Genomic DNA, 24,088 nt, shown 5'->3' with positions numbered 1-24,088 from the left:
CTCCCCTTAGTATGGAGACGCGATACGCTTCCCATACCTCCGCCGCTCGCGGCGGCTCAAGCCCTGGCCGCCGCGTTGTAGCGGGTCATGGCTTCGGCGAATCCGCGTTCGACGGCGTACAGCGCAGCGTCCGCAGCCGTTTCGAGCGCCCTGCGGACGTGCGGCTCTTCCTCTCGTGAAAACGCTCCCAGCACGTACGGAACAATCGGCGCTCCTTTCGGGGGCCGGCCGATGCCAATGCGGACGCGCCCGAACTTCTCCGTGCCGAGCGATTCGATGATGGACTTGATCCCGTTGTGGCCTCCCGCCGACCCCTGCGCCTTCAGGCGCACGACGCCCGGCGGAAAGTCCATGTCGTCGTAGAGGACCATCAGGTCCTCAGCCGGATCGATCCGATAGTAGCGGACGATCTCGCCCACGGAAAGGCCGCTTACGTTCATATACGTGTGCGGCTTCACCAACAGAACCTTTTCGCCCGCGTAGCGCGCGTCGCCGACGAGCGCGTGGAAGTCGGCCTGATCCACGCGCGCCGCGAGTTTCTCCGCCAAGATGTCGATGGCCATGAACCCGGCGTTGTGCCGGGTGCGCTCATACTCGCGCCCCGGATTTCCGAGTCCCACGATGACTTTCAAGGTCCGTCTCTCCTCAGTCGAACAGCTGACTCACGGAGCGCTGCGTGTGCACGCGGATAATGGCCTCCGCGATGAGTTCCGCCACCGACAGCACCTTGATTTTGTCGATCCGCTTGTGTTCGGGCAGCGCGATGGTGTTCGTGACGACCACCTCTTCGATGGCGGAGTTCTGCAGGCGCTCCACGCCCTGTCCCGAGAGCACCGGGTGAATGCAGCACGCGTACACCCCACGCGCGCCCCGCTTCAAAAGCTCCGCCGCGCCCGCGGTGATGGTCCCCGCCGTGTCAATCATGTCGTCAATCAGGATGGCCGTCTTGCCCTCGATATCGCCGATAATGTTCATGACCTGCGCCACGTTGGCGTCCGGCCGCCGCTTGTCGATGATGGCGAGTGGCGCGCCGAGCCGCTCCGCGAACGCGCGCGCCCTCGTGACACCGCCCATGTCCGGCGACACCACCACGGGGTTCTCAATTTGCTTGTCCAGGAAGTAATCCGCCAGGATGGGCATCCCGATCAGGTGATCGACCGGGATGTCGAAGAAGCCCTGGATCTGGCCGGCGTGCAGGTCCATCGAAATGACGCGGCTCGCGCCCGCCGTCTGCAGCAGATTGGCGACGAGCTTCGCCGTGATGGGATCACGCGCGCGGGCTTTGCGATCCTGACGCGCATATCCATAGTACGGAATCACGACGTTGATGGTGCGCGCCGAGGCGCGCTTGACCGCGTCCATCAGGATGAGGAGCTCCATGAGGTGCTCGTTGACCGGCTGGCTCGTGGGTTGAATGATGAACACGTTTGCGCCTCGCACGCTCTCGCCCAGGCGGATGCGGACCTCGCCGTCCGAAAACCGCCCGACTTGGCAGTCCGCCAGCGGGACTCCGATGTAGTCGGCAATTTCCTGCGCCAATGCCGGATTGGCATTTCCCGTGACGAGCTTCAAGTCGGCGTCAATGGCCACAATGGTTCCCGCCCTTCTCCGGATTCCGATTCTGCCTGCGCGCCTTCCACGCCCGGACGTAGTTCGGCTTGGTGGTCTGCGGTACTCGGCCGATGGCGAAGCCGTCGTCGCCGACGTCGTCCGTCACCGTCGTGCCCGCGACGACATACGCGCCCTTGCCAATGGTCACCGGCGCGATGAGGTTCACGTTCGAGCCGATGAAGCTGTCGTCGCCGACGACCGTTCGATGCTTCCGCTCGCCATCGTAGTTCACGGTGATGGCCCCGCACCCGACGTTGACGTTGCGGCCGATCTCGGCGTCTCCCACGTACGCCAGGTGGCTCACCTTGGTGTCATCGCCGATGCGGCTGTTTTTCACCTCGACGAAATCCCCAATCTTCACCCGCCGCCCAATCTCCGCACCGGGGCGCAGGTACGCGAACGGCCCCACCTCGGCGTCTTCGCCAATGACGGCCTCGACCGCCACCGTGTACTGAACGCGGGCCCCTTCCCGCACGACCGTGTCCACCAGCCGCGTGTGCGGCCCGATGACCGCCCCCGGCGATATCCGCGTGCGGCCCGCGAGCATCGTGCCCGGGAGCAGGGTCACGTCCGGCGCGAGCTCCACATCCGCCTCGATATACGTCGTGTTGGGGTCCACCACCGTGACCCCCTCCATCATCCAGCGCGTGAGAATCCGCTGTCTGCAGATGGCCTCCACGCGCGCCAACTCGGCGCGGTTGTTCACGCTCGCGATCTCGTCCTCGTCCTCCGCGATATGCGCGATCACGCGCTCGCCGCGGCGGGACAGGATGAGCGCCGTGTCCGTCAGGTAATATTCCCCCTGCGCGTTGTCGTTCTTGACCTCGCGAAGGGCCTGTTCCAGCGCATCCCGCCGAAACGCGTAGATGCCCGTGTTGATGAGCCTGTGCGCGCGCTCTTCCGGCGTCGCGTCTTTCTCCTCGACGATCCGCTCCACCTCGCCGCGATCGTTCAAAAAGACCCGGCCGAGCCCCTTCGGATTCGTCACTTCCGCCGCAAGCACGACGCAGGCTGCGCGGTTCTCCTCGCGCAGCCGCATCAGGTGCAGAATGGTCTCCGGCCGAATGAGCGGTGCGTCGCCGTAGAGCACGACCACCGTCTCTGTATCGGAAGGAACGAGCGGCAGCGCCGCCCGCACGGCGTCTGCGGTACCGAGCTGCTTCTCCTGGACCGCGATTTGCGCGCGGCCGCGAATGGATGCCTCCACCTGTTCCCGATGCTGTCCCACCACCACCACGACTTGATCCATCTGCGCCTCGCGGAGGCTATCCAAAAGGTGGTGAATCATGGGCTTCCCACATACCGGGTGCAACACCTTGTGGGTCTGCGATTTCATGCGTGTGCCGTGCCCCGCGGCCAGCACGACAGCGGTTTGCGCCATGCAATATCTCCTCCGAGCGCGCCATGTGTGCGCTCCCACAAATCTTGTCGCCACAAAGTGTACCCGATGGGGGGGTGCATTTCAATTTGGCAGGCCCGCGATCACAAAAAAGCCCTGACTTTCGCCAGGGACTTTTCACACAAGCTTCACATGGCCGAGTCGCGAAGCGGCTGCGAGTTCTCGGCGTCCGCCTCCTGCGCGCGGTAGTACGCGGCGAGGACGGCCTCCTGGATCTTCTGGCGCGTGGACGACGAAATGGGATGCGCGATGTCCCGAAACTCGCCGTCCGGCGTCTTCTTGCTCGGCATCGCGACAAACATGCCGTTGTTGCCATCGATCACGCGGATGTCGTGGACGACGAACTCGCTGTCGATGGTAATGGACGCGATCGCCTTCATGCGGCCTTCACTCGCCACTCGGCGAAGCCTTACATCGGTGATCTGCACCCTCTTCACCACCCTGATGTCGCGAAGATGTCGCGAATTGGTCACATCTGTCTTGCACGACCAATTCAACATCCGGGCGGCAAACTCCTGCACAGATCGTCATCATTTTTTCAAAAATTCGACCTCGTTCTCCGTTTTCCGCTTGGCGCTCGTCAATCCAGGTAGGCGACGAGCTCGATCTCGACCTTGGCACCGCGCGGAAGCGCCGCGACCTGCACGGTGGAGCGAGCGGGTTTATGGCTGCCGAAGAACGCCTCGCACGCCTCGTTGACCACCTGGAACTCGGCGAGATCCGTCATGAAGATGGTGGCCTTCACGACCTGATCGCGCCGCGCGCCTGCGGCCGTGAGCACCGCGTCGAGGTTGCGGAACACCTGCTCCACCTGCTCTTTCACGCCTCCCTGGACCATCTCGCCCTGGGGCGTGAGCGGGATCTGGCCGGACGTGTAGACGAATCGGTCCACCTGAACCGCCTGAGCATATGGGCCGATGGCCTTCGGCGCCTGATCCGTGTGAATGATCTGCATGGACAAGACCTCCTCAATCGACATGGGTAACGCGCCGCTCCAGCGCGCCGAGGTTGGGGCGAACCTCAAAGCCGCTCTCGCGCACGGGGCCGACCTCGAGCAGCGCCACGTAGTCGGCGACCATTTTCTGCGCGGGCTGCGAGGTGGCCATAAAGACCGCCGTGCCGCAGACCTCGCCGCCAAACTCGCCGATGAGCTCGGCCACCGCCCGGGCCGTGGCGCCCGCGCGCATGAAGTCGTCCACGATGAGCGCCCGCGCGCCCCTCGGAACGAGCCGGGTGCTCAAGGACATGGTCTGGATGCGCTTCGCCGACCCGGACACGTAGTGCGTCGTGAGCGATGCGCCCTCTGTCACGCGCTGCTCGCGCCGGACGATGGCGAGCGGCGCGTGCAAATACCGCGCGGCGCTCGCGGCGAGCGGGATCCCCTTCGTCTCGACGGTCACCACGACCTCGACGCCCGCGTGGGCGAATCGGCTCGCCACCATGGCGCCCGCCGTGTCGATCACGTCCGGATCGCCGAGCACATCCGACGCGTACAAGAACTCGCCCGCGATGACGCGATCGGGCGAGGCGAGTCGGCGAGCGACGTCCCACAGAAAGGCTTCGGCGCGATCCCGGGCCACCTGAGGCACGAAACGCACGCCGCCCTGGGCCCCGACGAGCGTCTCCACCCGGCCGGCGCCGTCCTCGGCAAGCACTTCGCGGACGAGTTGCACGTCCTCGCTCAGCGTCGACTTAGCCACGCCCCACGCCTCGGCCAGCGCCGAGATGCCGATGGGCGCCATGGGGCGCTCGACGAGTCGGCGGGTCAGGCGGATGAGCCGTTCATGCCGCTGCATGGCCCGCCTCCTCAGCTCCGCGCGTGTGCGTGGGCGTAGCCGCCCACAAACCGGCACACGTACACGTCTTTCATGATGCCGCGGAGCGCATTGTACAGCCGCTGGGCGTGCGTGTGCACGGGCGTCAGCACGAACATCGTCGGCCCCGACCCGGACATGTGCACAGGCCGCTGCGCGATGGACGTCACCCGCTCCTTGAGCGCCCGAAGCTCCGGATAAAGGCTCAGAGTCACGCGCTCCAGGGCGTTGTGGACGAGCGAAACGGCGCGCTCGTGATCCCCCTCCGCGAGGCAGCGCACCATCTCCTCGCTGCGCGGGGACGAGGTGAAATCGGAGGGCTGGAGGCCGCGGTAGACATCCGCGGTCGAGACGAAGATGCGCGGGTGCAGAAGCACCGCGTACATGGCCGGGACGTGCGCATATCGCGTCACGCGCTCGCCGCGACCGCGCGCAATGGCAAGCCCGCCGTAGACGCAGTAGGGCACGTCGGAGCCCACCTCTGCGCCAATGTCGGCGAGCTCGTCCAACGTAAGCCCCGCGCCTGCCAGCTGATTCAGCCCGCGCAAAACAGCCGCGGCGTCGCTCGACCCGCCGGCGAGCCCCGCGGCGACAGGGATGTGCTTCTCGAGTTGAATGTGCACGCCGCCCGCAAAGCCCGTGCGGCGCCTGAACGCATGCGCCGCCTGCACGCACAGGTTGCGCTCGTCCACCGGCACCGAGGACGACGTGCTCTCCATGGTGATCTCGCCGTCGTCTCGCGCCTCAAGCCAGACGACATCCGACAGGTCCACGGTCTGCATGACCATGTCCACCTCGTGATAGCCGTCATCGCGGCGCCCGAGGACGTCCAGGGTCAGGTTGATCTTCGCGTACGCGCGTTGAAAAAGCAAAGCGCTCCACCTCGACTAGGACTAGCATGCCGAGGCGGCGGGACAATGTCAAGGATCACAGCATCGCGAGCCGCTCGCCCGCGGCTTCCGCCACAACCTTGTGCCACGGCCGCGCGCCGAGCTCCTCAAGCGCCTCCTTGAGCGGCGCGAGCCGCTCGTAAAACACGCAGACGACATCCTCCGGCCCGAGACCCCGCACGGCGATGAGCGCGGCCTCTCGCTCGTCCAGGATGACCTCCACCTTTTTGTCCGGACACGCGCGCGCAATCGAAGAAGACAGGAGGCGCGCGACCTCGCCAGGCGTACGCCCGCGCAAGTCGGCGTCCTCCTTCACGATGAACTCGTCGAACCACGGTGCGAGAGCCCGCCCCGCCTCCTCCACGACGTGATTGGCCCGGTCCCCCGGAACGCCCACCACGCCGACGCGGCGCCTGCAGGGAAGCGCCTGAAGCCATCGCCCGACCTCCCGGAAGCCGGCCGGGTTGTGGCCGTAGTCGAGCACGACGCGCGCCCCGTTCGGGAGCACGTACATCTCGAGCCGCCCGGTGTTCTGCTCGGGCAAGAACGTCGCGAGCGCCTTGGCGACCGTGGAGCGAGGCAAGCCCGCCGCGCGCATGGCGGCTGCCGCCAGCGCCGCGTTTTCGACGTGGAAGCGCGCGAGGCCGCCGAGGCAGATGGGAATCTGCGCCACGCCGATGATGGGCCTCTGTGCGCCGCCCTGCCACTCGTAGAGGACGCCGTCCGAGGCCACCACAGCGGTCCCGCCCGCCTGCACGTGTCGCGCGACGTGCGGGTTTTCCGGCACCTGCGACACGAGCACGAGTGGCGCGCGAAAGCGCGGCGCCAGGGCGAGCACGCGCGGATCGTCCGCGTTCAGGACCACCGCCCCGTCGTCGCGGACGCACTCGCCGACGAGCGCTTTGACAAAGGCGATGTCGTCGATGGTCTCGAGCCCGTCCTGGCCGACGTGATCGAGCGACAGATTCGTGATGACGCCGACGTCCGCGACGTCGTAGGCGAGCCCGCCGCGCACAATCCCGCCGCGCGCCGTCTCGAGCACAGCGACCTCGACGCGCGGGTTCGAAAGCACGAGCCGCGCGCTCATGGGCCCCGTCGTGTCCCCCCTGCACACGCACTCGCCCCCGATGTACACGCCGCCCGTTGTCGTGAGCCCCACCGCCTTGCCCGCGAGGGCGAACCCGTGCGCGACGAGCCTCGCAGTCGTCGTTTTGCCGTTGGTTCCCGTGATGGACACGATGGGAATCCGGCCGTCCGATCCGGCCGGAAACAGCGACTCCACGATGGCTTCCGCCGCCCGGCGCGGCGAGCCGCTCGACGGGTGCTCGTGCATGCGGATGCCCGGGCAGGCGTTCACCTCGATCACCGCCCATCCCCCAGCGTCCGCGGGAGAGGTGAGCGAGGGAACGACGAGATCGACGCCGCACACGTCGAGCCCCACGGCCTCGGCGGCCCGCTCGGCGATGCGCAGGTAGGATGCGTGCAACACGTCCGTCACGTCGCGAGCCTCGCCGCCCGTCGACAGGTTGGCGCTCTCGCGCAGCGCCACGCGCTCGCCCGCTTGCGGCACGGACTCGGGCGACATGCCCTGGCGCGCCAAAACCTGCCGCGCGATCTCGTCCATGGCGATCTTGGTCAGCGGCTTCTCGTGACCCTCGCCGCGGCGCGGATCGCGGTTGACGAGATCGACCAGTTCCCTGACCGTGTGCACGCCGTCTCCCTCCACGAAGGCGGGCTCGCGCACGGACGCGGCGACGGCGCGGCCGTCGACCACCAGCACGCGCACGTTCTCGCCCGGCACGTACGCTTCGACGATGACCTCCCGCGCGTACCGCTTGGCCTCGCGAAACGCCGCGCGCACCTCGGCCTCGGACTCGAGGCGCAGCGACACGCCCTGGCCCTGGCGCGCGTCGAGCGGCTTGACGACCGCGGGGCCGTCGAGATGGCGCCACAGGAGGACGGCCTCGTCCTCGTCCACCGCCACCCCGCCCGGGGGTACGGCGAGCCCGGCCTCGTCGAGGAGGCGCTTGGTCAGCGCCTTGTCGCTCGCGATGTCGGCGGCGACGCACGACGTCCGATCCGTGAGGGTGGCCTCGATGCGCTTCCGGTGCACGCCGTAGCCGAGTTCGAGGAAGCTCGCCTGCAGGCGCCGCACGGGGATGTTGCGCCGCCGGCACGCGTCCACGATGGCCTGCGTGCTCGGGCCGAGGCGGTCGTCCTCGTAAAGCCTCGCGACCTCTCGAATCAGGGCGTCGAGATCGCCCGGATTGCGGCCTTCGGCGAGCGAGGTCACCACGTCGAGGGCGGCCTCGAGCGCCCGGCGCTGCGCGGGGAACGACGCGCACTCGATGGCCACGTCGTACAGCCCCGGCCGCCCTGCGTACACGGTCTTGCCGTAGTTGGCCGGGATGCCCGCGAGGTGGCCGATCTCGATGGCCACGTGTTCGCAGATGTGCCCGAAATAGGTGCCGTCCTCGAGGCGCTCGATGAAGCCGCCCGGCCGGCCCTTTGCGCAGTGATGTTGCCAGAGACCTGGAAAATGATGCAAGAGGCGTTCTCCGAAACCGGGGATGTCGATGCTCTCTTTGCCTGTATACGCCTCGAGATCCAAGCGGGCCAGAAGAATGGGGCGATACGTGAAGATGTTGGGCCCCTCGATGAAGCGAATGCGCACGATGTTCATGAGGATAGCTCCTTCTGGCGAAGCCAGTGTGGAAAGTCGGGGATGGGCCTGCGCTCGCGGAGCAAAAATCCGCAGCCCTCAGGCAGCGTGTGCAGTCTCACGTCACACAGCGCCAGCGACTCGTCGCGGTGAACCTTGTCGAGGTTCGAATAGGTCAGTCCACCCGCGTCCACGACGCTGACCGCACCGCGGCCGATGACCTCGAGCACGTGGCCGTCGTGCACCACGACGGCCGTGTCCTCGTCGATGCCAAGTCCCAGGTGATGCGGATACTGCGCGACGGCCGACAGGAGCCGCCCGAGCCTGCCGCGCTGTGCGAAGTGCTGATCAATCACGCAGCCATCGAGAAATTCCATGCCGGGCGCCATGCGCACGATGGAGGGGCGCGGATTGGTCTCTCCCTCGCCCTCGACAATCATGGTGCTCGACATCATGGAGGCGCCTGCGCTCGTCCCGCCGAGCACGACGCCGTTCCGATGCGCCTCGTGCAGCGCCGAATCCACCTTCGTTCCGCCCAAAAGCTTCGTGATGCGCTCCTGTTCTCCACCGGTGAAGAAGATGCATGTCGCCTGCGCGATCATCTGCACCGCGCTGTCGCGGTTCGCGGCCTCGCGGGTGGACACGTCGAACGTCCGCACGTCGTCGACCCCGAGACGGTGAAACACGTCCACGTACTCCGCGCCCACCTCGACCGGGGTTTTCGTCGCCACGGTGATGACGAGCACCCGCGCGTGTTTGCCGCCGCCGAGATCGAGAAATCGGCGCAAAATGCGGCACTCACCTGTCTTGTCCTCCGCGCCGCCGATGATGACGAGAGGTCCTCGCTGCCCCAACCGCACGCCCTCCCAGAGATTGGTTAGATCATCCGGATAATCTTTCCGAAACAGCTTGCGATGATGCGAACGCCAACAAAGGGCGGCCGGGATGATCCCGGCCGCCCTCGGTCACCTCTGCCCGGACTTCTCAGCCAACGCTTGCTCTGCGATCTCGATGGCGCGCTTCACCATGTTCCCGGCGTCGCGCGCTTTGATCCCGCCCCAGCCTTCGCGCTGGACCGTGTCGTAGAACCCGAGCTCCTTGGCCAGTTCCACTTTGAACGCATCTGACATGGTGCTTCTCCGCCGTGCCATGCCAAATCCCTCCCTGGTCAGAGGCGACACGCTTACGATGCGCCGGCAAGGCACGTTCTATGCGGGTTCGCACGGCGGGGACCGGCCTTACGAGCAACAAAAAAGGGCAAGGCAAGTGCCTCACCCGTGATTCCCATTTTAATCCATCTATGTGACGAGGCCTGTCCTCGCACGGACCCGGCTCATCTTCGAGGTTCAGTGTTCGACCACGAACTTGGTGGTGTTCCCGTCCTCCTTGCAGAGCATCAGCTCGACGGTCTCGGTCAGCACGTCCGCGTAACTGTAAGAGACGCGCTCAAACGATCCGTCCGGCGGGTCCAGCTTGACGACGAACACCGACGGATACGTCTCTTCGAGAACCCCGAAGCGCTCAATGGTTTTGCGCCTGCCTCCGTTTGCGCGGAGCAACACGCGTTCACCGACGAGTCCATCCAGACTCTTCTTAATTTCGTGGAGCGCATTCCTGGCCAACACACACCACCTCTTTCCGCGCTTCATTATACCATCGCGCGGAACGGGGTGTCAAGGAAATTAGATGATTATATCAGCGCATGTTTTTCGGTGTCAATGGGTATTTTACGGGGATGTCAAGCGTCAGTGAAAATGTCACCTTGAAACGCGTCATTTACGTCTTTGAATGTGTCACCTTGAGAGCGTTCGGACGTGCGCGCCGTACCCTTGCACGGGTGCAGGCCGTTTGACTTGAGCCTGAAGGGACCCAGGAGCAAGAGGCTCATGACGGACACTCCAGACCCCCTTCAGGCGACGCAAAAGTTTACCGCACCCGTGCAAGGGTCGCTTCGCTTACGGCGCGTTCCTTGAAGCCACCCCAGGAGCAAGCCTTGACGATCTGACCGTGGCTTGATTACGGTGAAATTGCCTCTGCAGACGGGGTTGGAAGCTTCGGTTTTGGGCGGCCGAGAGTCATTCGACGCCATGGATGGTCTGCAGGGGGCTTGTAGGGTTGGCGGGAAGGTGTGGGTGTGGCATCTTCCCGCCTTTTCACAGCCGGAGACTTCGAACAAGGCTCGAGACGATACAACCGACCTTGCCCCGCCACAATCCACAATTCTCCATTAGTAGTCACCCGAACCTCCACGGTGGAACGAGGGGCCAGAGTCTCCCGGTGCTGTTCGGGAACAATGCGGTACGTTTGTCCTTTCCACGAAATCGTTTGACCGGGTGAAACCTTACGCCAAGCCCGGTAGCAAAGAATACGGTGGAGGTTGTGGTGGGGAGCCAGTGGTCGGTATGCCGGTTCTGGTGACTCAGGCTCCACAGCAAAACGTGCGTTGAACCGCTCAACAAACGCGGGAAGGAAGGCATTTGCCGCTTCAAGGGTTGAGATACGGTGCAGGCGTAGTTCATGGGTTAGGCGGTCCTGAAGGGTCTCCCAAAGACGTTCAATTCGCCCTTTCGCCTGCGGGGAGCGTGCAAAGGTCAAGGAAATCCCGAGTTCGGCCACTGCCCTGCCAAGTTGAGTGGAAGGTTTGACGCCAGCCAGTTCTTCGTCGATCGTGAGTTTGTCAGCCTTGGGCGAGCGGAAGATCGTATGGCGATCCACGTACAGGGCGACGGGGATGCCATACGCCGTGATGCCGTGGTGAAGAACGGACCAATAGCCCTCAAGACACTCCGTGCGGGCAAATGCAGCACCGACGATTCGCCCCGTGGCGTCGTCGATCGCAGCATGCAAGGTCAGACGCGGTCCGCGGTCTTCTAACCAGTCGAAGGTACTGGCATCCATTTGCCATAGCAGGCCCGCTTGGGGCATTCTACGACGCGAGCGATGGGATCGTGGTGCACGATGTTTGCGGGCGGCTGAAATACCGGCTGCACGGAGGATACGCCGAACGGTGGACGTGCTGACGTAGATGTTTTCACGTACTGCCAAAAGCTCTGTGAAGTGCGTATCGTTACAGCCGCGATAGTCGTCCGACTGATACAGCGCGACAATCTTGTGCTTCAGGGATTGGGGTAACGTATGGGAAGGTTGGCGTCCTCGGTTTTTATGAATGACCCCTGCTTCCCCCTCCTCGAGGACGCGTTTTTTGATACGAAGAACTTGACGAATCGAAAGCTGTAAATATTCAGCAGCCTGAGCGACCGAGAGATGGCCGTCAATCAATTTCGAAATGACCGTGAGACGCCGAGCTTCTTCCTGCCGCATTACAAGATACTCCTTGCTCATACATGACATTTTCACGGACGAATCTCACGGTGACAATATCACTGACGCTCAACATGGGTATTTTACGGGGATCTGTGGCGAACCTCATGGAATTCGACACGCCGAGGATGGCCCACCGCGGGTAGCCGATCGGCGTTTCCCGCGGGGAGTGGCGCTTCGAAGGCCATGCATCGCTTCAGTACATGGACTTCGGCAGGCCGAGCCGGTACTTGCCCCGCGACTCCAATCCCCCGATGCCATCCGTCCCGGTGTAGGTGGATTTTACCGCGTCGTACAGGTTCACCGTTTCGTGAATGGGCGTGAACGCCACCTTTTCCGCGATGAAGACGGGATCGAGCGCGTGGATCATAATCCGCTGCGGGGACGAAGCGAAGTTCGCGCCCGCCTCGATGAGCGCCTCAAAGTGCGACTGACACGCCCCGGCGATGATGACGAGATCGTCCATGTTCCGCACGTATTTTCGCGCATTCGCGACCGTCTTCACGAAGTTTTGCGAGTTTCGGTAGTTCTTGATGTCGGACCAGTCCTTGCCCTTGCGGATCACGCCGTCGTGCCCGGTGATGATCAGGATATCCGGCGCATACGTCTCGAGCAGATGCACGACCTTGCGCGGCATCTCCGATTCCGCCACGTGCTGGCCGACGGCGCGAATGCCGAGTTCCTCGTACATGGCGAGGCACTTCTGCAGATAACTGCCGTCGCCGTCGAGGTGAAGCACGGTGCCGGGACGCTCAAAAAAGTCGGGATTCGCGCGGTACCGCGCTTCCTTGCGGAGCGATCGCTTCTCCGAGTCGTGGGCGCGGCGGGATCGAATGATGCGGAGGCATTCGCCGACGACCTGCGTGCGCATCGCCTCGAACGCCCGCATATCCTCCTCGGTGACAGGGGCGAGATCGTCAAAGGGCGCGTCGGCCATCAGGCGGACGTCCAATCCCTTGAGGATGGCGGTCTCCGAGCTTTCGTCCAATTCAACGATCACGAAGCAGATGTCGTGGCCGTACGAGCGGCGCGTGACCCGATCGCCAATGTGCCACACCGTCATCGCCTCCCTTGGCGGGCTCTAGACTACGGTATGCGGCTTCGAGGCTTCGTGATCCCGGAGGATGGAAACATGGCGGATGCGCGAGACATCGTGTGCGCCCTTGCCGCGCGCGACGAGGCGGGCCGGATCGCGAACGTGCTGCGGCAGGTGGCCCGAGCGGGCGTCAGGCGCGTGGCGATCTGCGCGAACGGCTGCACGGATGGCACCGTGGCGGAGGCGCGGCGCGTGGCGGACACCTTGCGGGTGGAACTCGCCGTCGTCGAGTTTGCGCAGGCCCTGGGGCACGACGCCCCGCGAGCGATTGCCGCGATGGAGGCGTGGCGGCGCTGGCCCGATTCGGCGGCCGTGCTGATGGTGGATGCGGACTGGCAGGGGAGTTTCGGCCCGATGCTTGCCGACTTCCTCCAGGACGCCCTCCGGCACCCCGAAGCCATCACGGGCATTTGGGGCCGCGTGCGAGCGGCCGATCTCGACCGGCGCTGGCAGCGCATCGTGCGCCGCGCGGGCGCCCCGGCGTCACTCCGGCCGTTTCTCCTCCCTCAGGTCATCCCGCTTTCTGCCTTCGCGCGCGTCTCGCCGCGTTTTGTGGCTTCACCTGGCCTCTTCTTCGCCCTCACCCGCCGTCAAGGGATCCCGTGGCGGGTGTATGAAGCGTGGGACGGGAGGTTGGTGGGCAATCCCGCGCGGGAAGCGAGCGCGCAGGCGCGCGTGCTCGACGTCCTGCGCGAGGACGCGCGGGCGGCCGAGATCGCCCTCTTCGGCGGTTCGGGCGATCCTCCGCCGCTCTGGCCGGGACGGCGCGACTGGCGGGAAGTCGAGGCGTGGATGAGCTGCATTCGCGGGCCGCACCTTTGCCGGGAGCATCACGACTTGGTATAGCGATCCGCCACCTTGCTCGCGCCGAACGACTCGGGCTTGATCCGCGCCTCATAGCCGTTCGACTCGATCCAGGCGACGATCTCGCGGATCCACTGCTTGGTCTCGCCTCCTTCGCCGATATCGAGGTGCACCTCGATCTGCCAGTCCTGTCCCGCCTTCTGCAGCAACTCGCTCAGCAGGCCGCCCACCTGGAGAGATAGCGAGGCCTCCGTGAACATCCGCTGGCGCAGCGAGTGAATGTGCTCGTGATGCTCCTTGTGGACGTAGTAGCGAGCGCCGCGTCCCACGCGGTGCAGAATGACCGCGGTCACGAAGGTCGCGGACGCCGTGTGCTCGTGTGGCTGCGAATCGGTGCCGATGATCAGCCGAAAGCGATCTTGAGGATGATCCCTGCGCTCCTGAATGGCGTCCTCCGCCACCTGTTCCAATGTCACCACGCCGAGCGTCGGGCTGCGAAACAGCACGCGCACCGCCCCCTCTCGTTGGCTACGCGGCATCCACGCCTGCTCCGCGATCATCTGCCGCAGGATGTCACACGGGCTCAGCCGTGCTGGTCAACGCGCCGCCCGCGTCGACGAGCGCGTTCACCTGTCCGCCGTGACGCGCACCTCCGTCAATTCCGACTTTATCCGAACCATACCACACGTCATGCGTCCCATGCAGCACCACGCACGGCGTGTGCCCGAACACCACCAGCTTGCCCACGCGATGCGGGCGCGCATAAAACCGCTCGCGGATCGTCAGCAGATCTCGCTTCGCGGTCTGTCGCCAATGGGGCTTGTCGGGATCGATCCCGGCGTGAACGGCCACCCACCGCTCCCCTTCCCAGGCGTACGGCAGGGTGGAGAGAAAGGCGGCGAGCGACGCGTCCGCCGCGATGGCTCGATACAGCGAGTCTCGCACCGGACCAAGCGGCTTCATCCCGCGGCGCATCCAGTTCACCACCGCCTCCTCGTGATTGCCGCGGAGCGCCACGGCCCCTTCGGAGCAAAGATTTCGCACCAGCCGCAGGACCCCCAGGCTGTCCGGGCCGCCCGAGATGTAGTCGCCGACGAGGACCAGTTGATCACGATCCGGCCGATATCCGAGCCTCTCCAACAGGCGCGCGAACGGGCGCAGATGCCCGTGAATGTCGCTGATGAAGATGGTTCGTTCAGGTGGCGTTGAACCCACAGCGGCCCCTCCCCGAAAACGCTTGCATCCGAAGCTCGCGTTTCACATAATAGAAATTGTATTTCATTGATAAAATCCCTGCCACACATCGCCTGGGATGCGAGGCTTGGAGGGCTCGCCCATGGACATCCGCACCGTGCCCGGCATCATGCCGGTTCGCGAAGAAGATCAGTTGGATTGGGAAGAACTCCGGAAGTACCTCGTGCGCGAGGGCGTGCTTCCTGCGGATTCCGGTCCGCTTATCGCCGTCCAGTTCCCCACCGGCGCGTCCAACCTCACGTACCTGATTCAGAGCGGCGAGTTTGTGGCCGTCCTGCGCCGCCCGCCCCATGGCCCGCTCCCCCCGCGGGCGCACGACATGGGGCGCGAGTCATCCATCCTCGCAAGGCTCCATCCGCACTTCCCGAAGGCCCCGAAGCCGTATGCCTACTGTGAAGATCCGCTGGTCATCGGCGTGCCGTTTTTCGTCATGGAGTACCGCCCGGGCGTCCCGTTGGACGACGCGTTCCCCGAGGGCTTCGCGTATGCGCCCGAGGTGGGGCGAGCCATCTCCGAGCGCGCCATTCAGGCGCTCGCGGAGCTGCACGCCGTGGACCCGGTGGCATCTGGGCTCATCCAGTTTGGCAAGCCCGAGGGCTTTCTGCGCCGCCAGGTCGACGGATGGATCGAGCGATTCCACCGGTCTCGCACGGATGAGGACGTGCCTCACGCGGACGCCGTCATGGCGTGGCTCAGCGCCCACGTCCCGGAATCGCGGGACGTCACCGTCATCCACAACGACTTCAAGCTGAACAACATGCTGTTTGCGCCGCCCGCCTATCACGACATCGTCGGCATCGTGGACTGGGAGATGGCGACGGTCGGCGACCCGCTCTTCGATCTCGGCGTCATGTTGAGCTACTGGACCGAGCCGTCCGATCCGCCGGCGCTCCAGGCGCTCTTCCCGTCCGTGACGACGCTCGAAGGATTTTACTCGCGCCGCGAGATGGCCGAGCGGTACGCGGAGGAGACCGGGCGCTCCGTCCACGACATGAAGTTTTATTACGTCTTCGGCGTGTTCAAGCTCGCCGTCATCCTGCAGCAGATTTACGTGCGATACAAGATGGGGAAGACGTCCGACGCCCGTTTCGCCCGCTTCGGCGACGGCATCCGGGCGCTCGTCGAACACGCCAGGGCCGAGATCGACCACCCCTGAGGCCCATCCCAGCGCCCCAAATGTCAAGAGGCCAGCCGGCCCGGCCGACTGGCCTCTCTGTTCAGTTCATCTGCTTTCGCAGGGCCTCAATCGCATCGCGAGAGAGTCCCGTCGCCCGCTCAATGACCTCGCACGGCATGCCCGCCTCGAGCATGTTTCGCGCGACTCGGCGAACGCCCATCTCCGTTCCCATCTCGATGCCTTTTTCCATGCCTTTCTCCATGCCTTTTTCGATGCCCTCTTGCAGTCCTTCCTTGAAACCCTCAAGGTGCCCTTCCCTGCGGCCGTCCTCAAAGATCTCATCAATCAGGCGATACATGTTTCTCAACTCCCTTCTTATCGAGGCCATACGCTGAAGCGCTATGATGGGCTGGCGACGGAAGCAGGACCGTCCCCAATTGAAAAGGCACCCGCCAAAACGGGTGCCTACGCCCGACCCTGATATCCGCTCCACGCCGACACTTTGGCGGCGCTCTCCTTGAGCGCCTTCACCGCCCGCTCCACGTCCTCGCCCTGGATGACCGACGTCATCGTGAGGCAGGAGAGGACGAGATCGACCTTGTTCTGCTGATTGAAGACCGGCACAGCCACCGCTGAGATGCCAGGCCACAGCTCGCCATGGGAGACCGCGTACCCCTTTTCGCGCACCTCCTGCAGAAGGCGCACGTACTCCTCTTCGTCGGTGATGCTGTTCGGCGTGTAGGCCTTGAGCCCCTCCCGCAGCACTCGACGCCACGTGGACTCGTCGTCATACGCCAGAAAGCAGCGGCCGAAGGCGGCGCCGTACACAGGGAACTGCTGCCCCACCGACACCGCAATGCGCACCCCGTCGCCCGGCGGCTCGGCGGAGCCGATGTAAATGACGCGATCGTCGCGCAGCCGCTTGACGAGGACGGCCGTCATGCCCGTGTGCGCGGCGACCTGATGAAGTTCGGCAAGCGCGTGCGCGTAGACGTCATTCAGATCTGCCGCCCGAGCGCCGAGCGGGATAAGGTACGGGCCCAGGCTGTAGCGGCGCGACTGCGGATCGTAGGAGACGAAATCCTCCCGCTCCAACGTCCGCAGCACGCGCAGGCAGGTCGTCTTGTTCACGCCGAGCCGCTCGGCGATCTCGGTCAGCGTGGATTGCCGATACTTGTGTCGGCTCAAGAGCTTTAGAACGCGCGCCGCGAGCGCGACAGATGGCACTTGGTAGTCCAACGGACACCCTCATTCCGCGAAAAAGTGTCTGGCCCGCCTTCAGGCGAGCGGTTTGCGGAACGTCGCCGTACCTTGGACGACGCGGACGTCTCCCGGCGACTTCTGCGCCCAGACGTCACACGTCACCACTTGATAGCCTTCTTCCTCTTTCACCTCTTGGACGACGCCGTCACAGGTGATGATATCACCCGGCCGCACCATGTCAACGAACCGGACGCCGAACGACAGCAGGTCGCCCTCTTCGCCGATCTCGTCCGTCAGCATCTGCGCCACGAAGCCCATCGTCAGCATGCCGTGCGCGATGACGCCGCCGAGGCCCGCTTCCTTGGCAAACTCCTCCACCGTGTGAATAGGGTTGAAGTCCCCCGACGCGCCCGAATACTTCACGAGCTGGATCTTGGTCACGGGCGGCTTGGTGAGCGGCGTGAGGTGATCGCCCGGCTGATATCGCTTCGCCGTCATTTCGCCCCGCCCCCTTCCGGTCGATAGATCACCGTCGACTTCGCTTCCTGGACGAGTTCGCCCGCCTCGTTCTCCACCTTGTACGTGAAGACGAGCAGGATCATCCTTCCGAGCTTGCCGGCCCGCTCCTTCACGTCCGTGAGCGCGAAGCTCGCGTACAGCACGTCGCCCGCGAGGATGGGCTTGTGATACGTGTAGGACATCTCGCCGTGAATCAGGCCCTCCGTCGGCATCTCGAGGCCCGGGATCACGCCGTAGTCAAACGTGCGGCTGAACGTCGGAGGCGCCACCAGGCGGCCGAACCGACTCTGCGCCGCGCGCTCCTCGTCGTGGTAGAGCGGGTTCGGGTCGCCGATGGCATCGGCGAACTTCCGAATGGCCCCCTTCTCCACCTCGTTCTTGACCGGTTTGGACCACACGCCAAGCAACCGCTCAAAATCCGCGAGTTCCATCGTTCATCTCCTCCGCCAAGGCTCAGTACATGGACACGAGCTGGCCCTTGTCGTACTGCTCGCGCAGCGTCTTCTTCGAGAATTTGCCGACGCTCGTCTTCGGGATCTCCTCGACGAACACGTAGTCGTCGGGCAGCCACCACTTCGCCACCATCTTGGACAGGTGCGCCTGCAGGTCCTCCTTCGTGACCTTGCCGCGGTACTCCTCGCGCAGGACCACGCACGCGAGCGGCCGCTCCTGCCATTTCTCGTGAGGGATGGCGATCACGGCCGCCTCCATCACCGCCGGATGCGCCATGAGGGCGTTCTCGAGGTCCACGGACGAGATCCATTCGCCGCCCGACTTCACGAGATCCTTGACGCGATCGACAATCTGCAGATAGCCGTTCTCGTCGATGGTGGCGATGTCGCCGGTGCGGAACCACCCGTCCTCCGTGAACGCTTCCTTGGTCTTCTCCGGGTCTTTGTAATAGGAGTCGATGATCCACGGCCCCTTGAGGAGAAGTTCGCCCATCTCCTTGCCGTCGTGGGCGACCTCCTCGCCCTTCTCGTTGACGATTTTCATCTCGAGGCCGGGCAGAATGAGGCCCGTCTTCGCGCGCAGCCGGTACTTCTCCTCGTCCGGCAGATCTTTCAGGCTCGTCTTGGGGAAGGAGACGAAGGTCACCGGGCTCGTCTCCGTCTGGCCGTAGCCTTGGTACAGCTTCACGCCAAGCTCCTTCTCGTAGGCTTCGGTAAGTGCCGCTGGCAGCGCCGATCCGCCCGACATGAAGAAGCGCACGCACGAGAAGTCGTACTCGCCCGGATGCTGGCGGACGTGATTCAGAATGCCCATCCAAATGGTCGGCACGCCTGCCGAGTACGTCACGCGCTCATTGTGAATGAGATCCGCCAGATCCTTTGCCGTCGGCCGAGGGCCCGGATACACCTGCTTCGCGCCAATCCAGGTGTCGGCGTACGGCCGGCCCCACGCGTTCACGTGGAACATGGGCACCACCGGCATCGTCACGTCCGCCTCGCGCGTGCCGAGTTCGTCGACGAGCACCGTCAGGCAGTGGAGATAGAGGCCGCGATGCGTGTAGACGACGCCTTTGGGATTGCCCGTCGTCGCCGAGGTGTAGCTGATGAGCGCCGGGGTGTTCTCGTCGAACGTCGGGAAGTCGAAGTGCGGATCGCCCTGGCGAATGAGCTCCTCGTAGTGGTACACGTTCGTGAGCTTCGTCTCCGGCAGCTTGTCGTTGTCCGTCATGACGACGTACGCCTGCACGGTCGTGAGCTTCGGCGCGACCGCTTCAATGAGAGGCAGGAGATCCTCATCGACAAACAGCACCTTGTCCTCGGCGTGGTTGATCACGTAGGCAATCTGCTCGGGAAACAGCCGGATGTTCACGGTGTGCAGCACGCGCTGCGAACACGGCACCGCGTAGTAGAGCTCCAGGTGCCGGTGGTGGTTCCAGGCGAACGATCCGACGTGTTCAAGCGCTTTCACGCCGAGCACGCGATCCAGCGCATTCGCGAGCCGGCAGACGCGATCGTACAAATCCCGGTACGTGTAGCGAAACACGCCGTTGTATCCGCGCGAGACAATCTCCTTCTCCGGGAAGATGGTCTTCGCGCGATAAAGCGGCGATTTCAGCAGAAGCGGATAGTTCATCATCGCCATCGACTCCCTTCGCGAGTCTTGTTCTTTCAGAATGTTGCGGCCCCGGTGACTAGTTCGGCCGCTCCGCCCCCTGGGCGAGTTCGAGCCTCGCCACGTGGCGCTTGTGCACCTCGTCCGGGCCGTCCGCAATCCGGATGACGCGCGCCTGTGTCCACATGTAGGCGAGCGGCGTATCCTGGCTGACGCCCGCGGCGCCGAACGCCTGAATGGCGCGATCGATGACGCGCTGCGCCACGTTGGGCGCGACCACCTTGATCATGGCGATTTCCTTCTGCGCGGCCTTGTTGCCCACGGTGTCCATCATGTACGCGGCCTTCAGCACGAGCAGCCGCGCCTGTTCAATCTCGATGCGCGACTCGGCGATCCACTCGCGAATGACGCCCTGCTCCGCGAGCGGCCGCCCAAACGCGACGCGCTCCTTGACGCGCTGGACCATGAGCTCGAGCGCCCGCTCCGCCATGCCAATCTGCCGCATGCAGTGGTGGATCCGCCCGGGCCCTAACCGCCCCTGCGCGATGGCGAATCCCTTGCCCTCGCCCCAGATGAGGTTTTCCTTCGGCACGCGCACGTGATCGAACACAATTTCGGCGTGTCCGTGAGGTGCGTCGTCGTAGCCGAACACGTTGAGCGTCCGGACAATTTTGACGCCTGGTGTGTCAAGCGGCACGATGATCATGGATTGCTGCTCGTGCTTCGGCGCGTCGGGATTCGTCTTCCCCATCACGATGGCGAATTTGCAGCGCGGATCGCCCGCGCCGGACGACCACCACTTGTGCGCGTTGATCACGTATTCGTCTCCGTCCCGGACGATGCTCGCCGAAATGTTGGTGGCGTCGGAGGATGCCACCTCCGGCTCCGTCATGGAAAAGCACGAGCGGATCTCGCCGGCGAGGAGCGGCTTCAGCCACTTCTCCTTCTGCTCGGGTGTGCCGTAGCGGACGAGGACCTCCATGTTGCCCGTGTCCGGGGCGTTGCAGTTGAACACCTCCGGCGCGATGGGCGACCGGCCCATCACCTCGGCGAGCGGCGCGTACTCGAGGTTCGTGAGCCCGGCGCCGTACTCGCTATCCGGGAGAAACAGGTTCCAGAGCCCCGCCGCCTTGGCCTTCGCCTTCATCTCCTCCATGATGGGGGGAATCATCCAGCGGCTCGGCTGGGACGCGAGCTGCTCGTAGTAGATGCGCTCGCCGGGATAGACGACTTCCTCCATGAATTCCTCAAGCCTGCGCTTCAGCGCCACCACTTTGTCGGAGTACGAGAAATCCACACCCATCTCTCCTTCACGCCGAGGCGCGATCGTCACATCGCCGTCGTACCGCCGTCCACCGCCAACACCTGGCCGGTCACGTAGTCCGACGCGGCCGACGCAAAGAACAAGGCCGCCCCTTTGAGATCGTGCTCCCCGCCGACGCGCCCGAGCGGCGTGCGCAGCTGAATGAGGCTCCCTCCGCGCTCCAGCACTACACGCGTCATCTTCGTCGGGAAAAAGCCGGGCGCAATCGCATTCACATAGATGTGGTACCGTGCCCATTTCACGGCGAGATCGCGCGTCATGGCGATGAGGCCGCCCTTCGACGCCGCGTACCCCACCGCATCCAGCACCTCCGGCGGGGAACCGCGCATGCCCGCCACGGACGCGATGTTCACGATCTTGCCGCCGCCCTGATCCTTCATGTGCCGAGCCACGCGCTGCGACATGAGGAATGCGCCGGTCAGATTGGTCTGCAGGACCTTCATCCACGCGTCGTACGGCATGTCGAGCGCGGGCGCCCCCCAGGACGTGCCGGAATTGTTCACCAGGATGTCGATCCGGCCGTACCGCCCGATGACCTCGTCGACGAGCGCCTGAATGGACGCCTCGTCGGTCACGTCGAGCGGCAGCGCCACAGCCTCGCCGCCCGCTTCGGCGATCTCGCGCGCCACTTCCTCGCAGTTCTCGACGCGCCGCGAGCATAAGACCACGCGGGCGCCTGCCTCGGCGTACGCTTCCGCAATCTGCTGACCCAGCCCGCGGCCTCCGCCTGTGACGATGGCCACCTTGCCGTCGAGGCGGAACAGATCCAACACGCTCATGCGCGAGCCTCCTCCCTATTCAATCCACGCGGCCGATCACGCCCGCCCGGCGCGATCGGCCTCAGTCGTCAACGATGGCGGCAACCGTCGATGTACAGCACCTGCCCCGACACGTACGCGGAATCGTCGCTCGCGAAGAAGGCGATGACGTTCGCCACGTCCTCCGGTTTGCCCGTGCGGCGAAGCGCAATTTGCTGCGACGCGGCCTGCTTGAACGCCTCGTAATCCACGCCGACGCGCTCAGCCGTCGCCCGCGTCATGTCGGTCTCGATGAAGCCCGGCGCCACCGCGTTGACCCGGATGCCGAAAGGCCCGAGCTCGATGGCCAGCGTGCGGGTGAATCCTTGGATGCCTGCCTTCGCAGCCGCATAGTTCGCCTGGCCGCGGTTGCCGAGCGCGGACGTGCTCGAGAGGTTGATGATCTTCCCGGACTTCTGCTGCACCATGTACTTCTGGGCCGCGCGGCTGCAGAGGAACGCGCCCTTGAGATGCACGTTCATCACCGTGTCCCAGTCTTCCTCGGTCATCTTGAAGAGCAGGTTGTCGCGGATGACACCCGCGTTGTTCACCAGGATGTCGAGGCGACCCCACTTCTGCACGACCGACTCAATCGCCCGCTCCACGTCGTCCGCCTTGGTCACGTCGCACCCGACGCCGATGGCCTCGCCGCCCGCCTGACGGATGGCCTCGACCGTGTCCTTCGTCAACTCCTCCTTGATGTCAAACACGGCGACCTTCGCACCGTCCACCGCCAAGCGTTTCGCCGTCGCCGCGCCAATGCCGCGCGCCGCTCCCGTGACAATCGCGACTTGTCCATCCAACTTACCCATGACACATGCTCCTCTCTGTTTCATCCCGCCGGACGGCCCTCGTCGGTAAGCGCTGACATCGCACATCGGGCCACCGGCTCGCCAATGTTCGAATTGGTCCAACGTTCAGGATGATTCCACACCCTCATCCTATCACAATCGATCGACGGACCGCCAGGATTTTTTCATAGTTGAAATAGAATTTCGGCCCTGCGATCACGCATCCGCCTTGGTGCGCTCGTACTCCTTGTGCAGCTGTGCGGCAATGATGTTCTTTTGGATCTCGGACGTTCCCTCGTAGATCCTCGTGATGCGCGCATCGCGATAGAACCGCTCGATGGGATACTCCGCGATGAAACCGAGCCCGCCGTGGATCTGGACCGCCTTGTCCGCCACGCGGTTGTAGACCTCGGACCCGTATAGCTTCAGCATCGCAGCTTCCTTGATGACGTTCATTTTCTGATCCGTCATCCACGCCACGCGGTAGACAAAGGTGCGCAGCAGTTCGATCTCGAGCGCCATCTCCGCGAGGTAGTGCTGGATGATCTGCTGTTCAAAGATGGGCTTGCCGAACTGGATGCGCTCGTGCGCAAACGCCAGCGATTTGTCCAGCAGATATTCACAGGAACCCAGGCACCTCGCCGCGAGCCCTGCTCGGCCGTTGGCCAGAATCTTGAGCGCGTTGACATATCCTTCGCCCTCTCGGCCCAGGACGTTCTCCTCCGGAACCTCCATGTCCTCGAAGAAGATCTGCGCCGTGTGTGATCCATGCAGCCCCATCTTCTTTTCAATGTGTCCCACACGAAAACCTGGAAAGTCGCGTTCGACGATGAACGAGGTGATGCCCTTCGCCCCTTTGGACGGATCCGTGACCGCCATCACCGTGAACACGTGCGCATACGGCGCGTTTGTGATGTAGATCTTCTGGCCGTTGAGGATGTACCTATCGCCCTTCTTTACCGCCGTCGTCTTAATGGCCGCCGCGTTCGATCCGGCCTGCGGCTCGGTGAGCGCAAACGCGCCGATCCACTCACCCGTCGCCATCTTGGGCAGGTATTTCTCCTTCTGCTCCTTGGTGCCAAACTCCACGATGCCGACCGAACCAATGCCGTTGTGCGCGCCGATGATGGTCGTGTAGCCGTTGATGGTCTTGCCGAGCTCCTCGTAGATGACGCACTTGCCCAGCATGCTGAGGCCGATGCCACCGTACTCCTCGGGGATGCTGAGGCCAAACAGTCCAAGCTCCTTCGATTTTTCCAGCACGCTGTCCGGCACGCGATCCTCTTCCTCAATCTGCATGGCGAGCGGTTCAACCTCGTGTTCCACAAAGTCGCGAATGGTCCGCCTCATCTCTTCCAGCTCGGATGGGAGCGTAAAGTCCACGCGACTCACCTCCACCGTTTACGAATATGAAATCCGAGT

26 protein-coding genes are annotated in these 24,088 nt (G+C 64.2%); 2 read left to right on the top strand and 24 right to left on the bottom strand.

Features of this window, described 5'->3' with window-relative positions; genetic code table 11:
• Positions 1–56: 56 nt before the first annotated feature.
• The 13 genes from pth to yabG form a co-directional block, all read right to left on the bottom strand.
• Positions 57–632 carry an aminoacyl-tRNA hydrolase gene (pth, locus tag AACI_RS00920; RefSeq protein ID WP_012809624.1) on the bottom strand — a complete coding sequence of 192 codons (576 nt, stop codon included), beginning with the start codon at positions 630–632 and terminating at the stop codon, positions 57–59.
• Between the two features lie 13 nt (positions 633–645).
• Entirely contained in the window at positions 646–1,590 is a 945-nt protein-coding gene (locus AACI_RS00915) for a ribose-phosphate diphosphokinase (protein WP_008340731.1), read from the bottom strand.
• Positions 1,580–2,992, bottom strand: coding sequence for a bifunctional UDP-N-acetylglucosamine diphosphorylase/glucosamine-1-phosphate N-acetyltransferase GlmU (gene glmU / locus AACI_RS00910; protein WP_012809623.1), 1,413 nt, complete (start codon positions 2,990–2,992; stop codon positions 1,580–1,582). The genes AACI_RS00915 and glmU overlap by 11 nt, the downstream gene beginning before the upstream one ends.
• 146 nt (positions 2,993–3,138) lie before the next feature.
• Positions 3,139–3,438, bottom strand: coding sequence for a septation regulator SpoVG (spoVG, locus tag AACI_RS00905; RefSeq protein WP_012809622.1), 300 nt, complete (start codon positions 3,436–3,438; stop codon positions 3,139–3,141).
• Positions 3,439–3,590: 152 nt separating this feature from the next.
• Positions 3,591–3,965: a RidA family protein gene (locus AACI_RS00900; protein WP_012809621.1), complete on the bottom strand. Its 375-nt coding sequence runs from the start codon at positions 3,963–3,965 to the stop codon at positions 3,591–3,593.
• A gap of 13 nt (positions 3,966–3,978) precedes the next feature.
• A complete protein-coding gene (purR, locus tag AACI_RS00895; RefSeq protein ID WP_012809620.1) occupies positions 3,979–4,806 on the bottom strand; it encodes a pur operon repressor in 828 nt (275 codons plus the stop codon).
• Positions 4,807–4,817: 11 nt separating this feature from the next.
• Positions 4,818–5,696, bottom strand: a complete 879-nt coding sequence (gene ispE, locus AACI_RS00890; RefSeq protein ID WP_012809619.1) for a 4-(cytidine 5'-diphospho)-2-C-methyl-D-erythritol kinase — start codon at positions 5,694–5,696, stop codon at positions 4,818–4,820.
• A 55-nt stretch (positions 5,697–5,751) separates the two neighbouring features.
• Positions 5,752–8,397, bottom strand: a complete 2,646-nt coding sequence (cphA, locus tag AACI_RS00885) for a cyanophycin synthetase (protein WP_012809618.1) — start codon at positions 8,395–8,397, stop codon at positions 5,752–5,754.
• Positions 8,394–9,230 carry a cyanophycinase gene (locus AACI_RS00880; RefSeq protein ID WP_012809617.1) on the bottom strand — a complete coding sequence of 279 codons (837 nt, stop codon included), beginning with the start codon at positions 9,228–9,230 and terminating at the stop codon, positions 8,394–8,396. Before AACI_RS00880 ends, cphA begins: the two co-directional genes overlap by 4 nt.
• 111 nt (positions 9,231–9,341) lie before the next feature.
• The gene (locus AACI_RS00875; protein ID WP_169304837.1) at positions 9,342–9,527 is read right to left on the bottom strand and encodes a small, acid-soluble spore protein, alpha/beta type; all 186 of its coding nucleotides are present in this window, start codon (positions 9,525–9,527) and stop codon (positions 9,342–9,344) included.
• A gap of 195 nt (positions 9,528–9,722) precedes the next feature.
• A complete protein-coding gene (gene veg / locus AACI_RS00870; RefSeq protein ID WP_008340745.1) occupies positions 9,723–9,998 on the bottom strand; it encodes a biofilm formation stimulator Veg in 276 nt (91 codons plus the stop codon).
• Between the two features lie 394 nt (positions 9,999–10,392).
• The gene (locus AACI_RS15680; RefSeq protein ID WP_245530647.1) at positions 10,393–11,718 is read right to left on the bottom strand and encodes an ISNCY family transposase; all 1,326 of its coding nucleotides are present in this window, start codon (positions 11,716–11,718) and stop codon (positions 10,393–10,395) included.
• Between the two features lie 175 nt (positions 11,719–11,893).
• A complete protein-coding gene (gene yabG / locus AACI_RS00860; protein WP_014463124.1) occupies positions 11,894–12,760 on the bottom strand; it encodes a sporulation peptidase YabG in 867 nt (288 codons plus the stop codon).
• Positions 12,761–12,829: 69 nt separating this feature from the next.
• On the opposite strand from yabG, the gene AACI_RS00855 reads away from it, so the two are divergent.
• Positions 12,830–13,639, top strand: coding sequence for a hypothetical protein (locus tag AACI_RS00855; RefSeq protein WP_012809613.1), 810 nt, complete (start codon positions 12,830–12,832; stop codon positions 13,637–13,639).
• On the opposite strand, the gene AACI_RS00850 is transcribed toward AACI_RS00855, so the two are convergent.
• Positions 13,624–14,136 (bottom strand): ribonuclease H-like YkuK family protein, encoded by a 513-nt coding sequence (locus AACI_RS00850; RefSeq protein WP_008340749.1) that lies wholly within the window; start codon positions 14,134–14,136, stop codon positions 13,624–13,626. The two genes, AACI_RS00855 and AACI_RS00850, sit on opposite strands and share 16 nt — an antisense overlap.
• Before the next feature lie 34 nt (positions 14,137–14,170).
• Entirely contained in the window at positions 14,171–14,812 is a 642-nt protein-coding gene (locus AACI_RS00845; RefSeq protein ID WP_012809612.1) for a metallophosphoesterase family protein, read from the bottom strand.
• Positions 14,813–14,933: 121 nt separating this feature from the next.
• On the opposite strand from AACI_RS00845, the gene AACI_RS00840 reads away from it, so the two are divergent.
• A complete protein-coding gene (locus AACI_RS00840) occupies positions 14,934–16,007 on the top strand; it encodes a phosphotransferase family protein (protein WP_012809611.1) in 1,074 nt (357 codons plus the stop codon).
• 61 nt (positions 16,008–16,068) lie between these two features.
• Here AACI_RS00840 and AACI_RS00835 read toward each other — a convergent pair whose 3' ends face one another.
• The 9 genes from AACI_RS00835 to AACI_RS00795 form a co-directional block, all read right to left on the bottom strand.
• The gene (locus AACI_RS00835; RefSeq protein ID WP_041707189.1) at positions 16,069–16,326 is read right to left on the bottom strand and encodes a Yae1 family protein; all 258 of its coding nucleotides are present in this window, start codon (positions 16,324–16,326) and stop codon (positions 16,069–16,071) included.
• 107 nt (positions 16,327–16,433) lie between these two features.
• Positions 16,434–17,207, bottom strand: coding sequence for an IclR family transcriptional regulator (locus AACI_RS00830; protein WP_012809610.1), 774 nt, complete (start codon positions 17,205–17,207; stop codon positions 16,434–16,436).
• 39 nt (positions 17,208–17,246) lie between these two features.
• Positions 17,247–17,669, bottom strand: a complete 423-nt coding sequence (locus tag AACI_RS00825; protein ID WP_008340754.1) for a MaoC/PaaZ C-terminal domain-containing protein — start codon at positions 17,667–17,669, stop codon at positions 17,247–17,249.
• Positions 17,666–18,121, bottom strand: coding sequence for a MaoC family dehydratase N-terminal domain-containing protein (locus AACI_RS00820; RefSeq protein WP_012809609.1), 456 nt, complete (start codon positions 18,119–18,121; stop codon positions 17,666–17,668). Before AACI_RS00820 ends, AACI_RS00825 begins: the two co-directional genes overlap by 4 nt.
• Before the next feature lie 22 nt (positions 18,122–18,143).
• Complete coding sequence (locus AACI_RS00815) at positions 18,144–19,778, bottom strand: long-chain fatty acid--CoA ligase (protein WP_008340756.1); 1,635 nt, start codon at positions 19,776–19,778, stop codon at positions 18,144–18,146.
• Between the two features lie 55 nt (positions 19,779–19,833).
• On the bottom strand, positions 19,834–21,051 hold the full coding sequence (locus AACI_RS00810; RefSeq protein ID WP_012809608.1) for an acyl-CoA dehydrogenase family protein: 1,218 nt from the start codon (positions 21,049–21,051) through the stop codon (positions 19,834–19,836).
• 32 nt (positions 21,052–21,083) lie between these two features.
• Entirely contained in the window at positions 21,084–21,857 is a 774-nt protein-coding gene (locus AACI_RS00805) for an SDR family oxidoreductase (RefSeq protein ID WP_012809607.1), read from the bottom strand.
• Between the two features lie 68 nt (positions 21,858–21,925).
• Positions 21,926–22,687 carry a beta-ketoacyl-ACP reductase gene (locus tag AACI_RS00800; RefSeq protein WP_012809606.1) on the bottom strand — a complete coding sequence of 254 codons (762 nt, stop codon included), beginning with the start codon at positions 22,685–22,687 and terminating at the stop codon, positions 21,926–21,928.
• Between the two features lie 195 nt (positions 22,688–22,882).
• Positions 22,883–24,049 carry an acyl-CoA dehydrogenase family protein gene (locus tag AACI_RS00795; RefSeq protein WP_012809605.1) on the bottom strand — a complete coding sequence of 389 codons (1,167 nt, stop codon included), beginning with the start codon at positions 24,047–24,049 and terminating at the stop codon, positions 22,883–22,885.
• Between the last annotated feature and the right edge of the window lie 39 nt (positions 24,050–24,088).

Source organism: Alicyclobacillus acidocaldarius subsp. acidocaldarius DSM 446 (assembly GCF_000024285.1).
GTDB lineage: Bacteria > Bacillota > Bacilli > Alicyclobacillales > Alicyclobacillaceae > Alicyclobacillus > Alicyclobacillus acidocaldarius.
Note: the sequence above shows the minus strand (reverse complement) of the source record. Positions and strands in the feature narration are given on the sequence as shown.

What these genes read in the sequence shown, in the direction of transcription:
- glmU (WP_012809623.1), bottom strand. Translation starts at nt 2,992, where the DNA reads ATGGCGCAAACCGCTGTCGTGCTGGCCGCGGGGCACGGCACACGCATG.
- AACI_RS00900 (WP_012809621.1), bottom strand. Translation starts at nt 3,965, where the DNA reads ATGCAGATCATTCACACGGATCAGGCGCCGAAGGCCATCGGCCCATAT.
- purR (WP_012809620.1), bottom strand. Translation starts at nt 4,806, where the DNA reads ATGCAGCGGCATGAACGGCTCATCCGCCTGACCCGCCGACTCGTCGAG.
- cphA (WP_012809618.1), bottom strand. Translation starts at nt 8,397, where the DNA reads ATGAACATCGTGCGCATTCGCTTCATCGAGGGGCCCAACATCTTCACG.
- AACI_RS00875 (WP_169304837.1), bottom strand. Translation starts at nt 9,527, where the DNA reads ATGGCACGGCGGAGAAGCACCATGTCAGATGCGTTCAAAGTGGAACTG.
- AACI_RS15680 (WP_245530647.1), bottom strand. Translation starts at nt 11,718, where the DNA reads ATGAGCAAGGAGTATCTTGTAATGCGGCAGGAAGAAGCTCGGCGTCTC.
- yabG (WP_014463124.1), bottom strand. Translation starts at nt 12,760, where the DNA reads ATGACGGTGTGGCACATTGGCGATCGGGTCACGCGCCGCTCGTACGGC.
- AACI_RS00855 (WP_012809613.1), top strand. Translation starts at nt 12,830, where the DNA reads ATGGCGGATGCGCGAGACATCGTGTGCGCCCTTGCCGCGCGCGACGAG.
- AACI_RS00850 (WP_008340749.1), bottom strand. Translation starts at nt 14,136, where the DNA reads ATGCCGCGTAGCCAACGAGAGGGGGCGGTGCGCGTGCTGTTTCGCAGC.
- AACI_RS00840 (WP_012809611.1), top strand. Translation starts at nt 14,934, where the DNA reads ATGGACATCCGCACCGTGCCCGGCATCATGCCGGTTCGCGAAGAAGAT.
- AACI_RS00835 (WP_041707189.1), bottom strand. Translation starts at nt 16,326, where the DNA reads ATGTATCGCCTGATTGATGAGATCTTTGAGGACGGCCGCAGGGAAGGG.
- AACI_RS00825 (WP_008340754.1), bottom strand. Translation starts at nt 17,669, where the DNA reads ATGACGGCGAAGCGATATCAGCCGGGCGATCACCTCACGCCGCTCACC.
- AACI_RS00820 (WP_012809609.1), bottom strand. Translation starts at nt 18,121, where the DNA reads ATGGAACTCGCGGATTTTGAGCGGTTGCTTGGCGTGTGGTCCAAACCG.
- AACI_RS00815 (WP_008340756.1), bottom strand. Translation starts at nt 19,778, where the DNA reads ATGATGAACTATCCGCTTCTGCTGAAATCGCCGCTTTATCGCGCGAAG.
- AACI_RS00805 (WP_012809607.1), bottom strand. Translation starts at nt 21,857, where the DNA reads ATGAGCGTGTTGGATCTGTTCCGCCTCGACGGCAAGGTGGCCATCGTC.
- AACI_RS00800 (WP_012809606.1), bottom strand. Translation starts at nt 22,687, where the DNA reads ATGGGTAAGTTGGATGGACAAGTCGCGATTGTCACGGGAGCGGCGCGC.